This is a genomic window from Pseudomonas sp. GR 6-02 (assembly GCF_001655615.1).
In the GTDB taxonomy this organism is placed as follows: Bacteria; Pseudomonadota; Gammaproteobacteria; order Pseudomonadales; family Pseudomonadaceae; genus Aquipseudomonas.
The window spans coordinates 3,657,037-3,671,998 of the sequence record NZ_CP011567.1; the positions used below are offsets into that span (position 1 = coordinate 3,657,037).

Annotated in this window: 12 protein-coding genes; 7 read left to right on the forward strand and 5 right to left on the reverse strand. The window is 62.1% G+C overall.

Annotated features, from left to right (window positions below; genetic code table 11):
* Positions 1-264: 264 nt before the first annotated feature.
* Positions 265-1,236, forward strand: coding sequence for a 2-hydroxyacid dehydrogenase (locus tag PGR6_RS15985; protein WP_018929656.1), 972 nt, complete (start codon positions 265-267; stop codon positions 1,234-1,236).
* Here PGR6_RS15985 and tssA read toward each other — a convergent pair.
* The 5 genes from tssA to PGR6_RS16010 all read right to left on the reverse strand — a co-directional run bounded on the left by tssA (position 1,233) and on the right by PGR6_RS16010 (position 8,775).
* Complete coding sequence (gene tssA, locus PGR6_RS15990; RefSeq protein ID WP_064618248.1) at positions 1,233-2,330, reverse strand: type VI secretion system protein TssA; 1,098 nt, start codon at positions 2,328-2,330, stop codon at positions 1,233-1,235. The genes PGR6_RS15985 and tssA overlap by 4 nt on opposite strands.
* Entirely contained in the window at positions 2,327-6,145 is a 3,819-nt protein-coding gene (locus PGR6_RS15995) for a type VI secretion system protein (RefSeq protein ID WP_064618250.1), read from the reverse strand. Before PGR6_RS15995 ends, tssA begins: the two co-directional genes overlap by 4 nt.
* Positions 6,142-6,909, reverse strand: coding sequence for a DotU family type IV/VI secretion system protein (locus tag PGR6_RS16000; protein ID WP_064618252.1), 768 nt, complete (start codon positions 6,907-6,909; stop codon positions 6,142-6,144). Before PGR6_RS16000 ends, PGR6_RS15995 begins: the two co-directional genes overlap by 4 nt.
* An 18-nt stretch (positions 6,910-6,927) precedes the next feature.
* Positions 6,928-8,259, reverse strand: a complete 1,332-nt coding sequence (gene tssK / locus PGR6_RS16005) for a type VI secretion system baseplate subunit TssK (protein WP_064618253.1) — start codon at positions 8,257-8,259, stop codon at positions 6,928-6,930.
* 66 nt (positions 8,260-8,325) lie between these two features.
* The gene (locus PGR6_RS16010; RefSeq protein WP_007937709.1) at positions 8,326-8,775 is read right to left on the reverse strand and encodes a hypothetical protein; all 450 of its coding nucleotides are present in this window, start codon (positions 8,773-8,775) and stop codon (positions 8,326-8,328) included.
* A 228-nt stretch (positions 8,776-9,003) separates the two neighbouring features.
* Between PGR6_RS16010 and tssB the strand changes: the two genes are divergently transcribed.
* The 6 genes from tssB (at position 9,004) to tssG (ending at position 14,960) form a co-directional block, all read left to right on the forward strand.
* On the forward strand, positions 9,004-9,552 hold the full coding sequence (tssB, locus tag PGR6_RS16015; RefSeq protein WP_026331704.1) for a type VI secretion system contractile sheath small subunit: 549 nt from the start codon (positions 9,004-9,006) through the stop codon (positions 9,550-9,552).
* Positions 9,553-9,581: 29 nt separating this feature from the next.
* Complete coding sequence (gene tssC / locus PGR6_RS16020) at positions 9,582-11,069, forward strand: type VI secretion system contractile sheath large subunit (protein ID WP_019648924.1); 1,488 nt, start codon at positions 9,582-9,584, stop codon at positions 11,067-11,069.
* Positions 11,070-11,237: 168 nt separating this feature from the next.
* Entirely contained in the window at positions 11,238-11,735 is a 498-nt protein-coding gene (locus PGR6_RS16025) for an Hcp family type VI secretion system effector (RefSeq protein ID WP_018929664.1), read from the forward strand.
* Positions 11,736-11,750: 15 nt separating this feature from the next.
* Positions 11,751-12,194, forward strand: a complete 444-nt coding sequence (tssE, locus tag PGR6_RS16030; protein ID WP_019648923.1) for a type VI secretion system baseplate subunit TssE — start codon at positions 11,751-11,753, stop codon at positions 12,192-12,194.
* Positions 12,178-13,971 carry a type VI secretion system baseplate subunit TssF gene (tssF, locus tag PGR6_RS16035; protein ID WP_064618256.1) on the forward strand — a complete coding sequence of 598 codons (1,794 nt, stop codon included), beginning with the start codon at positions 12,178-12,180 and terminating at the stop codon, positions 13,969-13,971. Before tssE ends, tssF begins: the two co-directional genes overlap by 17 nt.
* Positions 13,935-14,960 carry a type VI secretion system baseplate subunit TssG gene (gene tssG / locus PGR6_RS16040; protein ID WP_064618260.1) on the forward strand — a complete coding sequence of 342 codons (1,026 nt, stop codon included), beginning with the start codon at positions 13,935-13,937 and terminating at the stop codon, positions 14,958-14,960. The genes tssF and tssG overlap by 37 nt, the downstream gene beginning before the upstream one ends.
* The last annotated feature ends 2 nt before the right edge of the window (positions 14,961-14,962 follow it).

A 14,962-nucleotide genomic window follows, 5' to 3' on the forward strand; every position in this document is an offset into this window, starting at 1 on the left:
AACCGCAGCGCCTGACTTTACGACTGCTGCGCAGCCGAACGCAGGCTCGACAGCTGCTGCGGCAATTTCATCGCGGACAAATCCTCTCCACCTGCCGCGCACTGATCTAGTGTTGTAACTAAGAAGCTCGCCGGTATCGCCAACGCCTGCACAGGTGCTTGCCAACCAATAGCCTATGATCTCGGGCCATTGCCAATCTGCTCTGGAGTCAGCAATCTGACGCGACGTTCGAGCCCCACACTCCGCTGCCCACAGGAGCCCAGCATGACCGCAACCGTTCTGGTACTGGTTGAAACCATCAATGAATACCTGCCGATTCTCGAACATCAGGGGTTTCATTTGATCCTGGCCCCAACCCCGGCCGAGCGCGCTGCCGCCATTGCCCGGCAGGGCAGCCAGATCGATGCGGTGCTGACGCGTGGCCCGTTAGGTCTGTATGCCAATGAAATCGCCGCCCTGCCCAACCTCAAGATCATCTGCGTGATCGGCGCCGGTTACGAACACGTTGACCTGCAGGCCGCCGTCAACCGGGGCATCACTGTCACCAACGGCGCCGGCGTCAATGCCTCCTCCGTTGCCGATCACGCCATGGCGTTGCTGCTGGCACTGGTTCGTGACATCCCTCGGGCAGATGCTGCCGTCCGTCGGGGCGAGTGGCCGAAGATCATGCGTCCTTCGCTGGCCGGCAAACACATAGGCATCCTCGGCCTCGGTGCCGTTGGCCTCGCTATCGCCAAACGTGCCGCCAACGGCTTCGATATGAGAGTGAGTTACCACAACCGCCAGCATCGCAGCGATGTGCCGTACAGCTATTGCTCGACGCCTACCGAGCTGGCACGCCAATCAGACTTTCTGATAGTTGCCACCCCGGGCGGGATCGGCACCCAACACCTGATCAACCGGCAAGTGCTCGACGCCCTGGGGCCCAACGGATTCCTCGTCAACATCGCCCGAGCCAGCGTGGTCGTCACGGCGGACCTGATCACCGCGCTCGAACAGCGGCGGATCGCCGGTGCCGCGCTGGATGTCTTCGACCACGAACCCCAGGTACCGGACGCCCTCAAGGGGTTGGCCAACGTGATTCTGACTCCGCATGTCGCCGGATTGTCCCCGGAGGCCACCCAAGGCACCGTCGAACTGGCCGGCAAAAACCTGACGGCGTTTTTTTCCGGTCAACCGGTACTGACGCCCATTGCGTTACCGCCACCGTCGACAACCACCCGGCTCAATCACTAAAGAACGCCCAACAGTGTCCAGAGTCGTCGGGATTCGGCATCGGCGCTGATCAGTTCGCCCAGCAGCTCGCTCAGGGGCTTGTTGCCCCACTCCACACCCCGCTTGATCAGATAGGGCACCGGGCTGTGGGGTTCGGTGCGCGCCAGGTACTCGGCGATCAGCAGCAATTGCCGGTACGCCTCTTCACGATTCGCCGGTTCGCTGAACACCTGGGGCACTGCAAGGACTTCAGGCGCGGCGGTCGGGCTGGGGCTCGATGCAGCCACCACTGGCGTTTCGACCGGAGGCGCCGGGGTCGGTTTTCGTGGATGCATGGCGATAAACTCCTGAACCAGGGTCAACAACGCGTCGATCACGTCCTGCAGCGCCTTGAAGCCTGGGGCCTGATTCCCGAGAAAAGCGTCGCTCCACACCTCCAGGCGCTGCAAGTGCTGCTGACTGAGCAGCAGGCTGCCCTGGCTGCGCAACCAGAATGACAACGGTGTGGCACGAATCTGTTCGGTGATTTTTTTCTGTTCGTTGCGCGCGTTCTCGGCCGAGGTCTTGGCCGCTTTACTGTCGCTGCCCTGCACCTGTTGCAACTGCAACCGGCGCCAGGCGTCCAGACAGAAACCGTCGAATTCGTGGTTGTGCGGTTCGAACAACGGCACTCGGGTCAGCAACACTTCAGCGTAGCGTCGAGCCAACCATTCCAGCGGTATCACTCGCCACGACAGGTCGCCATCCTCAGCCTGTGGGTGCAGGTGTTCGGGATAGCGTTCGCACAACCCGGCCACCAGCGCCAGGCTGCCCGGCAACCCATCGAGCCCGTCCTGATGCAGCCAGGCCTCCCCCAGCCAGGCGCTGAGCATCAAATCCTTGCTGCGCTCGAGCAGCAGGCTCGTGGCCAGTTTTTCCAGCTCCGGCCACTGGGCGCGCTTGATCGACGACTGCCACACCCCTGTCGGCAAACTGGTGTCATCCTCGCGGCGCAGTTCGCGCAACCGGTCGAACTCGGGTTCATAACGCAAATCCTGACCACAAGGCGCCTCCTTGCTGATCGGTTCGAGCAGTTGCGTAATCAGTTCCGGCAACGGTGTTGATGGTTGATTCACAGGCCCTCCTCCTCATGGGATTCAATCGCCGCGGTCGAGCGCGTCACCAGGAACGGTGAACGCGGAGCCCGGGTCGGCAAGGGCTGAATGGACAACGGCAATTTCGAGCCCTGGGTCATCAACGACAGGCGCACAAACATCAGGGTTTGCTCCGCTGCGCTGGCCTGCGTGGTCACGGGCAGGCGCAAGGTCAACGGAAAATCCGTGTAGTCCAGGTTCGGCTGGCGCTGCACCGACACGTGCGAACGCATCAAGCGCAACAGCGACCATGGACCGCTGTACTCCCAACCCGCTTCCAGATCACGCACCACCAGGCTCGGCTGTAACGGATCGTTGGCCGGACGCTGATAGCCATTTCTGGCCCAACGCAAGGTCAGCCGGACTGGTTGGCCGACCATCCAGCGCAGGTTCTGCTGAGCCTCGCCGGGATAGCTGATTTGTTGATTCCCGGCATTCAAGCCCCAGGCAATCACCTGGTCGGCACCGCGCTCTTCCTCCCGATCGGTGCGCCAGCGCACATCCATCTCCACCCCCAGCACGCCGCTCTTGTCGCGCACGAACATCGGCCCCAGCCAGGTGCTGGCTTGCTTCAGACGATTGAGAAAGTCCTCGGCGGCCAGGCGTTCCGGGGTCTGGCTCAGAGCCAATCCGGCCTGCGCCACCGGCAAACGCTTGTCGATCAGCTCCAGCAAATGCTGGACCCGGGCCGGGTCGGCGTCGCTGGCCTGCAAGCCATTGGCAAACGGAAAGCGCTCTGCCAGGTACTGGTTGAAATAATTGGCCAACTCATTCCAGGCCGCCGCAGCCTGCTGCTGTTGCAGGAACTGGCAGCGTTGCATGGCGGTTTGTTGCAGATCCACGGCGCGCAATGCCAACGTTCCGCGCCCACCGGACAGGTTGGCGGTTTGCAGGATCTGGCCACAGGACGCGACGTCCATTTCGATGAAGTCGCGGCTCACCAACTGCTCGATCTGCGCTGGCGAACTGGCGGGGTTCTGTTCTTTGTATTTGAGCAGTTCATCGTTGAGCGCACTGAACTGCGTCACCCGTTCGTAATCCAGCGCCGAGAGGTTCTGTTGCTGGACTTTCAGCCATTCCAGCGCCGAAGTGCGGCGTTCGGTGATGCCGAGCATGGTATTGAACTGCTGCTTGAGGCTCAGTTTCAGATCCTGAACGTCATTGGCGCCATACAGTTGCAGGCCGAAGTTTTTCGAGCCGTCCCACTGGCTGATTTCGGTGCGCCCGCTGAACAGCGGCTGGGCGACGATTTCATCGAGGCCACTGACGATGTCGGCCAGGGCGCGGCGGTTCAAAGCGGTTTGCAAACGCGTGGCCAGATCGCTGCGGCGCACTTCGACAAAAGCCTTTTGCAAGGCAATCGCCTGAGAGGCCTGCACATTGAAGACACCACTTTGGACCTGCGCATTGTGCTCGCGCAGGCTCGACAACATGGCCTTGACCACCGCGCCTTCGGCCGCTTGCAGCAACGCGCCGCGATACGCCGGGGGGATGCGCGGCAGCTCTTCGGCGGCATAACTCTTGTAACTGGCGAAGTAGTTCAGCGCACTGTCGAGGTCGTCGCCATCAACACCGCGCCCCTGTCCATCCGGGACGTCGGACTGATCCGCCTGCAAGGCGATGGCGACGAAATCACGCTTGAACAGTGCCTGCACCGCGTTGTTCAACTGCACCACATGCTCCTGCAAGACCAGTTGCCCGCTGCCTTGCTGAATCAGCAAATTGTCCCTGGCCCCGGCCTGGGTGATCCACTGGTCACGAAAGCTCTGCTGCAACTTCGACGCCTGTTGATCCAGTTGCTGTTCGACCTGCGGACCAAGCAATGTGCTTTGGCGCACCTTGTCCATCATCGCCCGGTAACCGGGCACCAGATCCTGTCCCTTGCCCCGGCTCCACGCCGAGTTGGTCAAGCCGACCAGCGCTTGCAGGTCGTCGATCAACGCCCGCAGATCTTCCAGCTCGGTGAGGGAATTGCCGCTGCCGACCTCTAGCCGCTCCAGGTGCAAACGTAGATAGCCGGCCTGACGGACAAAGTTGTCAGCGAGAAAATACTGGTCCAGCCAGCGCTCCATGAGCCCGAGGAAGTTCTCCTCGATCTGCGCGCGCTCGACGGTCAGGTCAAGTGGTTTCAACTCACTGTTGTCGACATCCAGCAGCGCCCGGTTGTAAAAACCGGCGCGGTGCAACGTGCCAGCGTTGAGGTTCAGCGACAGGGCGTTGTTGCTCAGCAACACCAGGTCTTCGAGCGGCGCCTTGGTGTTGTTCAGCGCCTGACTGAACCACTGGTTCTGCTGCTCCAGACTCACCGCACGCTCGACCAGCTCCGTGGCCTTGACGTAGTTTTGCCATTGGGCCGGGTCTTCGCTTTCGACGTTGCCCCGTCGTTCGGTGTTGCGAATGGTCTTGAGTTGCGCCAGATCCGCGCTCAACAGATCGCGCAGCGGCAACAACAAGTGACTTTGTGCGGTCAGGCGCAATTCGTTCTCCAACTGCGCATCCAGCGAGGAGAACCAGGAGGTCGGAAACACCACCGAGGTGAAGCGCCAGCGCTGCGCCTTCTCCAGCACCCGCCAGAAACCCTGGACGTTGCGCCGGGTCGCCTCCAGCCGATGAGATTCATCCGTGACCGCCACGTAATTTTTCTGCGCCCCTTGCATCAGGCGCGACAACTCATGGGCATCCTTTTCCGAGTCCTGCCACACCCACAGCATGCCAGCGCCCCAGAGCAGCGCGACCACCAGCGCCACCCCACCGGTCACGCGCTGCCAGCGCTGACGCAGGCGTAACAGACGCGGCACCACCTGAGCCAGACCGCGCTCGGCGACCACCCGCCGCTGCCACAGTTGCCGGGCGAAAGCGCTCTGCTGCAAGCCGATGTCGTAGGCCGAAAACCCGTCGGCGCTGTCATCCGAGGGCTGGTTGGCGGTGAAATAAACCCCGCGAAAACGCGGTGCTTCGCCTTGCGCATTACCCTGGAAAACCGGTTCCAGCAAGGATTGCAGATTGCGCCGCAAGGCTTCGAAGCGTTCCGGCAAGCCGTACAGATCGACGCTCAATTGCCCGGACAAGGCGCCGATTTCGATGATCGATTCCGCCAGGGCCCGGTTGACCTGATCCAGCGCCTGATCGCTCCATTGCGCCTGCCACACCGCATCGGCCCCGTGGGGCGAGGACCAGCCGAGCGTACGTTCGCGAGCCTCGACCGGCAGCGCGCTAATCAACTCCTGAAAACCCGGCAACTCTTCCATGCCGGTAACGACCACGTACACCGGCAGACTCAAACCGAAGCGCTGCAATAGATCGATAAAACGTCGACGCGCCGCCAGGCCGAGGGCCGCCGCCTGCTCGGCATTGCCCAGCCGACTGATCGGCACCGTCCAGATCACGCCGTCCAGCGGACGCTGACTGCGCAAGCGCAGGATCAAACCCAGCAAGCGCCACCAGCCACCCCGTTGCAGGTGCATGCCTTCATCCGGCAAAAACAGCGCCTGGGGCACCACCAATACGGCACCTTCGGGGTCCGACCACCAGCGACCGAACCAGCCCGGTTTGTCGGTGGGCTGCAAGCGCCACTGGGTGCACAACTGCGTGCCCTGAGTCTCGTTGCCGAGCATCAGCAGCCAGGGAATCTGGTAGCGATCCCGGGTGCCCTGCTCCTGCTCCATCTGCCGCACCGCCAGGTAAAAACTGCGGATCGCCGCGCCGCTTTGCGTGCGCAACCACCAGACCGCCACGGCGACAATCGCCAGCACCAACAGCACGACGATGATCAGGCCGATAATCCCCAGCGTGCTCATGAGTCTTGCTCCGAGGTGGCCACCGAATCGGTCAGTTGCAAGACCGGTTCGAGCTCCTGGCGAATGTCACGCCAGAACAACTGCCCCAACCCGGTCAGCAGCAGGACCACGGCAAGAATTCCCAACCCCAGGCGAAAGCCATCGGGCAACGAAAGACGCACCGGCAATTGCAGCGGCGTCACCGCCGAAGGTTGTTCGAGCCGGGCGCTGACATCGGCATAATCCGCCTCGTGCTGCCAGGCAAAGGTGAACAGCGCCAGGCGCCATTTTTCATGCTGGGCCTGATTCTGTTCACCCCGCAGACGCCCCTGAAAGCCCAGTACCAGGCACTGCAAATAGACATTGGCCAGATCGCGAGTGGTAGGGATTTGCTCATCCAGCAGTTCCTTGATCGCCAACGGTATCCGCTCGCCGGCCTGACGACTGGAGTACATCCGCGATTCCAGGGGTTTATCCTGCCAGGCCGACTGGCCCGGCCACGGCGTGAACAGCAAGGTTTCATCGACCAGCGCGACAAAGGCATAAACCAGCGCTTTGACTTGTTCGGTGGCGGCATCACCGACTTTGGCAAAAGCCGTTCGCCAGAGTCGCTGGGAGATTTGCGTGGAGAGTCCGACCACCGCTTCCACCAGCGCTTCGTCTTCGCTGTCCTTGGGCAACTGGCTCCAGTCCTGGGACCATTGCTGCCAGGCCTGGCGAAAAGCACTGCTCAGCGGCGCTTCGTTGAGGCCTCGTGTACCTGTCCCGGCATTCCCCTCAGACATATGACGTTCCTTCCTCGATCAAGCACTTTCACTCGCCTGGGCCACAAACAACACCACTTGCCATGGACTGCTGGCCAGCCTGGAAGCCGGTGCGGCAATCAGCAACGGCAACTGCCCGTCGAACCATTGGCCTTCGGCCGTCACCACGAACAACCGCGTATCGTCACCGACGCCGTAGGCCACTTGTTCATTGCGACTCATGGCCTGATGGGACAAACCGCTCATGCGCTGGCGGCTGAGCAACGGGATGTGCGGCTGCGAGGCGATGATCGCGCCGCTCAACCATTCGCTGGCGGCCTGCTCGCTGGCGCCATTGGGCATGCGCAAACCGATGACCAGCCGTTGGCTCGGCTGGTCGTCGGGCAATTGAATCGAGAAGGATTGTTCGTTGCGCTCGAACGCCAGGCTGCGATAGCCGGCGCGGATCAGTTCGAGGGTCTTTTCCAGCCAGTCGAGCACCGTTTCATAGCCGCGCTGCAACTCCAGAAAATCCAGCGGGGCGAACGCCGGAACACCCGCCAATGGATCGAGCGCCGACCAGGCGCCGGTCAGCCCGAGCAGCGAGCCATACAGCGCCTGCGGCGTGGCCACGCGACTGTTCAGCAGACCTTCGACTTCCGGCAACCGCGCCCACAGCGCGGTCAACTGACGCCGGATTTCCATCGAATCATCCTGATTGCCGGCCTGCTGCGCCTGGCGCAAGCGACCGGCGAGGAACATGCATTTCTCCCGCGCCCTGGCACACAGTCCCGCCACGCGCCGGCCCACCACCGACTCGGGCAACAGGCACGGCGTCGGTGGTGTGTAAGGCAACGCAAGAAAACCGCCGCCTTCCTTGCGAATTCTCAGCAGCGGCAGGCAGACCGAATCGGCCTTGTTCAGTTGCGTGCACAAACGCGGATTCGGGCGCCACACCGTGATCGATTCGGGGTACTCGCCGCTGGTGAGATCCGGCAGCGCATCGCCGACGACAGACTGCAATCGCCCCTTGAGCGGCAGTAACTGACCGGCACGCCACAGCGGACTGACCGCCAGGTAAACGGTGACAGTGGCGTTGTCCGTGGCGTCGATCGCTTCACTGACGTCGAGCTCCAGCATCGGCCCGACACCGGCCTGCAAATTGACCGGCAAACCGTCCGGCAACGTCGCCTGCAAATTGAGCAGGCGCACCAGCCCGGCGCTCAGTGCCGAGGGATCGAATTCAACGCGGGTCACGCCCCAGAACCACGGATTACATGCTTGGGCGAAATGCGCTACCAACGCCTCGGCCCGCAGCCCTTGCAACTGAAAATGCTGGGGCAGCAACTGCATGCCCTCATGCCAGCAAACCGCGTCAGGAAGCAGACTCATACGATTCCCTTCGACCTCTTGTGGTGCCTGACTTGAACATCAGCCCTTGTGGGAGCAATCCTGTGTTCAGTTCGGGTGGTCGCTGACCAGTGTCATCTCGCGACTGTCGAACTTGAGCCAGGCGTTGCTTTGATCGTCCAGCCGCAACCGGTGTGCTCCGGGAGTGGTATAGCTGGCGAAGACTAAAAGTCCAGCCGCCCGCTTCCCCCCCAGCGGAAAGGGTTGTTTGTCGATGAATTGACCCGGCACCAGCTCCAGTCCCCAGACTGTCATCAGCTGTCGGTAGTCGCGCTGATACTGCTCACGCTCGGCGAACCACTGGCGGGCGGTGATACCCGACAATTGCTTGAGCAGATCTGCGTCGTTCACCGCAATGAAGTCCACCGCAATCGGGGTGTCGTCGTTGGCGCGGGGCGCGACGTCCAGCGTCAGGTTATCGAGATCGACGCGAGGCCCGAACAACGAACACCCGGCGAGTGAGAGGAGCAGAACCAAAGAAAAGAGACGTGCGTACAAAATGAATTTTCCTTTTCTCGACACGGTCCAAAAACGTTTTTCGTTTGCTTTTTTATAGACCTGTTCTAGCGTCTTGGGTAGTTCGGTCGGCACGACGAATTCGGAAGGTTCGTCAAAGGAATGACAGGTCCTCTGCCCTCCCTTTCTAACCTACGGTCCAGTAAGGGAATGCGATGAAACGGGCCTCCCGATGCATTGCACCCGCCTCATGCATCGGAGTCAGCCACCATGGCAGAAAGTACTCAGCACAAGCTAGACAGGGTTCGCCCACCCCGGGTGCAAATCACCTACGACGTCGAAATCGGCAACGCGATCGAGAAGAAAGAATTGCCATTGGTTGTCGGTATTCTTGCCGACCTCTCCGGCAAGCCTCTCGAACCACTCCCGAAATTGAATGAACGGCGTTTCACCGAAATCGACCGCGACAACTTCAATGAAGTCCTCGCCTCGATCGGCCCGCGCGCCACTTTGCAGGTCAACAACACCCTCAGCGGCGACGACAGCAAGCTCAACATCGAGCTCAACTTCAAACACATCGATGACTTCGACCCGGTCAAGGTGGTCGAGCAAGTCACGCCGCTGCGGCGTCTGTTCGAAGCTCGCCAGCGTCTGCGCGACCTGCTGACCAAACTCGACGGCAACGATGATCTGGACAAGCTGTTGCGTGACGTCATTGCCAACACCGAGGGACTGCAAGAGATCAAGTCGGCTCGTCCGGACACCGCCGCTCCCGCTCCTGCTGGCGACAGCGAAGCACCGGCTGAACCGCAAGCCTGATCGCTCATCCACCCAGGGAGAATTTTGCCATGCCCGCCTCATCCGCCGCCCAGACCCAAGCCAGTGACAGTGCAAGCGAGACCTTGTCCTTGCTCGATGAAATAATCGCCAAAGGCCGCATGGCCCATGACGACAGCCAACAGGATTACGCCCGCGACATGCTCGCGGAATTCGCCACTCAGGTCCTCGATGAAGGCATGGCCGTCGACAAGGACACCGTGGCGATGATCAACGACCGCATCAGCCAAATCGACGAGCTGATCAGCGCTCAACTGAACGAAGTGCTGCACCACCCGGACCTGCAGAAACTTGAAGCCTCCTGGCGCGGCCTGCACTTGTTGGTTAAGAACACCGAGACCAGTTCCCGGCTGAAATTGCGCCTGCTCAACGTGACCCAGAAAGAGCTGCAGAACGACCTGGAAAAAGCCGTCGAGTTCGACCAGAGTGCGCTGTTCAAGAAGATCTACGAAGAGGAATACGGCACCTTCGGCGGCCACCCGTTCAGCCTGTTGGTGGGTGACTACACCTTCGGCCGGCACCCGCAGGACATCGGCCTGCTGGAGAAACTGTCGAACGTCGCGGCGGCCGCCCATGCGCCATTCATTGCCGCCGCCAGCCCTCGGTTGTTCGACATGAACAGCTTCACCGAACTGGCCGTGCCACGGGATCTGTCGAAAGTGTTCGAGAGCCAGGAGCTGATCAAGTGGCGCTCGTTCCGTGAAAGCGAAGATTCGCGCTACGTATCGCTGGTGCTGCCGCACTTCCTGCTGCGCCTGCCTTACGGTCCTGACACGTCGCCGGTGGAAGGCATCAACTACGTCGAAGACGTCAACGGCAGCGACCACGGCAAATACCTGTGGGGCAACGCCGCGTGGGCCTTGTCGCAACGGATCACCGAAGCCTTCGCCAAATACGGCTGGTGCGCGGCGATTCGCGGTGCCGAAGGCGGTGGTGCGGTGGAAGGCCTGCCGGCCCATACCTTCCGTACAACCTCCGGCGACCTGTCGCTCAAATGCCCGACCGAAGTGGCGATCACCGACCGTCGCGAGAAAGAGCTCAACGACCTCGGCTTCATCGCCCTGTGCCACAAGAAAAACAGCGACGTGGCGGTGTTCTTCGGCGGCCAGACCACCAACAAGTCCAAGGTCTACAACACCAACGAGGCGAATGCCAACGCGCGGATTTCGGCGATGCTGCCGTACGTGCTCGCGGCCTCGCGTTTCGCGCACTACCTGAAGGTGATCATGCGCGACAAAGTCGGCAGTTTCATGACCCGCGACAATGTGCAGACCTACCTCAACAACTGGATCGCCGACTACGTGCTGATCAACGACAACGCGCCGCAAGAGATCAAGGCGCAGTACCCGTTGCGTGAAGCCCGGGTGGATGTGACCGAGGTCGCCGGCAAGCCCGGAGCCTACAAGGCCACGGTGTTCCTGCGGCCGCACTTCCAGCTTGAGGAACTGACCGCGTCGATCCGCCTGGTCGCGACCCTGCCGCCACCGGTAGCCGCCTAAAGTCGGTGAAACCTCTGTGGCGAGGGGGCTTGCCCCCGTTGGGGCGCGCAGCGGCCCTTGCTTTTAGGTCTGCTGCGCAGCCCAACGGGGGCAAGCCCCCTCGCCACAGGTTAAGGGTTCGGCAACCGTTCACGTGTCTAAATTGAATTTCTTCAGGAGTTTCATGCGATGGATGCAATCATTCTCGACCTCGGCGGCGACATCAAAGGCGATAGCTTGCTTGAGGGTTACAAGGACAAGATCGAAGTCATGTCCTACAGCCACAACGTGGCCATGCAGGTGACCAATGACGTCAGCAACTCGGAGCGCACCTCCGGCAAGCCGCACATCGGCGAGTTCACCCTGACCAAGTTCGTCGACAGCTCGACGCCTTCCCTCAACGAATATTGCTGCGCCGGCAAACCGATCCCCGAAGCCAAGATCACCATCGGCCGTAACGCCGCCGAAGGCAGCGGTAAGCTGATGCCGTTCATCATCTACACACTGACCAACGTGGTGCTGTCCAATGTCAGCGTCAGTGGTGGTACGGGTGGCAAACCGGTGGAAACCATTTCCCTGAACTTCACCAAGATCAAGTGGGAGCTCACCGCCCAGAAAGACGACGGCACCAAGGAAGGCACGGCCGCCTCGACCTGGGACATGGCCGCCAACAAGCTCGTCAAGTAAGCGGACGCGTCGGCCATGGCAGGCACCGGCATGCTCCCACCGTTGTTCGAGCGCCTTGCCGCCAGCGAGGTCGACACCGTGCAGGTGTTCGATCGCCAGGGGCTGCTCGACTCGGTGCACACGGAGTTGCTGCGCCTATTCAACACCCGACGCGGCTCACGTCCGCTGACCTCTCCGCCGAGCATTCTCGACTACGGCATCGCTGACTGGACGGCCTTGCAACAGCAGCGCAGCGATGACCGTCGTCAGTTGGCGCGGGAAGTGCGCGAGGCCATCAGCCATTTCGAACCGCGCCTGCAACTGGGCGAGGTCCAGGTCAATCCGGTCCCCGGCCATCCGCAGCAACTGAGCATTCGGCTGGTGGGCGAGTTACGCAGCGGCCAGCAGCACTGGCCCGTGGCCTTTGTCATCGAGAAGGCCAGCCATGGTCTTGAGGTGCGTCATGAGCGACTCGATTGACCCGCAACTGCTCGATTACTACCAACGCGAACTGACCTGGCTGCGCCACGCCGGGAGCATTTTTGCCGAGCGTTATCCCAAGGTCGCCAGACGCCTGGAACTGTCCCCCGGTGAATGCCCCGACCCACATGTCGAACGACTGCTCGAAGGTTTCGCCCTGCTCGCCGCACGCTTGCAACGGCGGCTCGATGACGATTACGCCGAGTTCAGCGACGCCTTGCTCGAACAGCTTTACCCGTTGGCCATGCGGCCGCTGCCGTCCTGCGCGATCGTGCAGTTCGAGCCGGATCCGAGCAAGGGCAACCTGAACGATGGTTATCCGTTGCCGCGCGATACACCGCTATTCGTCACCACCAGCAAAGGCGAGAGCATCCACTTTCGCACCAGCGCTGCGGTTCGATTGTGGCCGGTGGAAATCGACGAAGCGCTGCTGCTGGGCAGCGATGAAGCACAGGCCCTGACCGGTGTGGCGCAGGCGCGTTCGGCCCTGCGCCTGAGCCTGCGTTGCCTGGGTGAGAGCCAGTGGTCGACGCTGGCCATCAAACAATTGCGCGTGCACCTGGCCGCCTCACCGGTGATCAACGCCTGCCTGTATGACCTGCTCGGCGCCCACGCGGTGAAGGTGCTGGCCGGACCGGTCGGCAGCGTGCCGGTCATGCTGGCGGGGTTACCGCAAATCGTCGGTTTTGCCAGCGACGAAGTGCTGTTGCCGGATGAGGACGGCGTGCATCCGGGCATGCGCCTGCTCGCCGAGTACTTTGCGTTCCCGGACAAATTCAACTTCTTCGACATTCCATTGGCCGGCGCCTCCATCGACAGCCAGACGCTGTACCTGTACATCGTGTTCGACCGCGCCCCGGCCAACCGCCTGCACCTTCAGGCCAGCGACTTCGCCCTGGGCTGCGCACCGGTGATCAACCTGTTTCCACGAACCTCGGAACCACTGCGCCCGGACGGCACCCGCAGCGAGTATCGCCTGGTCGCCGACAGTCACCGGGAAAACAGCGTCGAGATCCACAGCATCCGCGCCATGCGCGCCAGCTCAAGCCAGGGCGTGCAACGGGTGCCAGCGTATTACGGCAGTCAGCATATCGGCGGCGACAAACAATGCTATTGGCATACGCGACGGGTCAGCGGCATGACCCCGAATCGTCTGGGCACCGACCTGATGGTGAGTCTGGTGGACACCCGGCTCGATCCGCTGACCGAGGCCAGCGAATACAGCCTCACCGGGGAACTGCTGTGCACCAACCGGCATCTGGCCCAGAGCCTGCCGGCCGGCACCCCCCTGGGTTTCGAACGACCGGGGCCGGTGGCCTGGGCCCGTTTGCGTAACCCGCCGAGCCCGCAGAGTTTGCCGCGACTGGATGGCGAATCCCGTTGGCGGCTGGTGTCGCAACTGACCCTCAATCATTTGTCACTGGTCGAGGGGCCGCAAGCGCTGGATGCCCTCAAGGAAATCCTCCAGTTGCACAACCTGCGTGACGAGGCCAGCGCCTTGCGGCAAATCGACGGCTTGTTAAGCCTCGGCTGCGAACGGGTGATCGCCCATGTTGGTGAAGACGCGTGGCGCGGCTGGCGCAATGGGCTGGAGGTCCGGCTGCAACTCGATCCGCAGCATTTCGTCGGCAGCAGCGCGGTGTTGTTTTCCGCAGTGCTGGCGCAGTTCTTTTCACTCTATGCCACGGCCAATCGCTTCGTGCGCACGGTTCTGGTCCAGTCAGACAAGGAGGTCAAGACATGGCAACCCCAAGCCGGCATGCCGCTGTCCCTCTGAGTCTGAGTCAGAAGCTGCGGCGCGATCCGCAGGCGTTCGAGTTGTTGCAGGCGTTGTTGCTGCTGGAACGCGAACACCCGCAAGCCGAATCCCTGGGCAGCGGCACCGCCCCTCAAGCGGAAGCCTTGCGCCTGCGCGGGCCGTTGACGCCGCTGTTTTCCGCCAGCGAAATCGAAAGTCTGACCCTGGACGCGGGCCAGCCACCGACGCTCACGACACCAGTGTTTGGCCTCGGCGGGCCGGACGGCCCCCTGCCCTACGCCTATCAGGAATGGCTGCAACAACGGGCCCGGGCCAAGGACTATGCCCCGGCCGAATTCCTCGACCTGTTCCAGCATCGCTTGCTCAGCCTGCTGTACAAGGTGATGCGCAAACACCGGATCGCCGTCGGCTTCACAGCCCCCGGCGCATCGCCGGTGCAGGCGCAACTGCGGGCGCTGACCGGGCTGTTGCCCAAAGCCTTGCAGGAACGCCAGGCCGTACCCGACTCTGCGGTACTGGCGTGCAGCGCGCTATTTGCCGACGGTCGTCGTTCCCTGGCCGGTTTCGCCGCGATCGTGCGCGAGCACTTCGAACTGCCGGTAGAACTCAGCGCCTATGAAGGTGCCTGGCGGGAGATTCCGCCGGCCAGTCGCAGTCGCCTGCAACCGGGTGGGCGCAACCTGCAACTGGGTCGTAGCGCGGTGGCCGGCACTCGGGTCTGGGATGAACACGCCGGCATCCGCCTGACCCTCGGCCCGCTGACCTCGGCGCAGGCGGCGCGGTTTCTGCCGGACGGTGAAGCCCATCCGGCGCTGGCCAGTCTCAGCGCGCTGTATTTCGGCCCCGACCTGGATTGCACACTGGTGCTGTTGGTGCGCGGTGCCAGTCCGATGAAACTCGGTCGTCAGGCCCCGCCCTTGCTCAGTTGGAACGGCGGCCTGCAACGCCAGACCAGCCTTGCCGTGCAACGGATCGAAACCCGCCTTCGTCAGCTGGAGATCACCTGAAC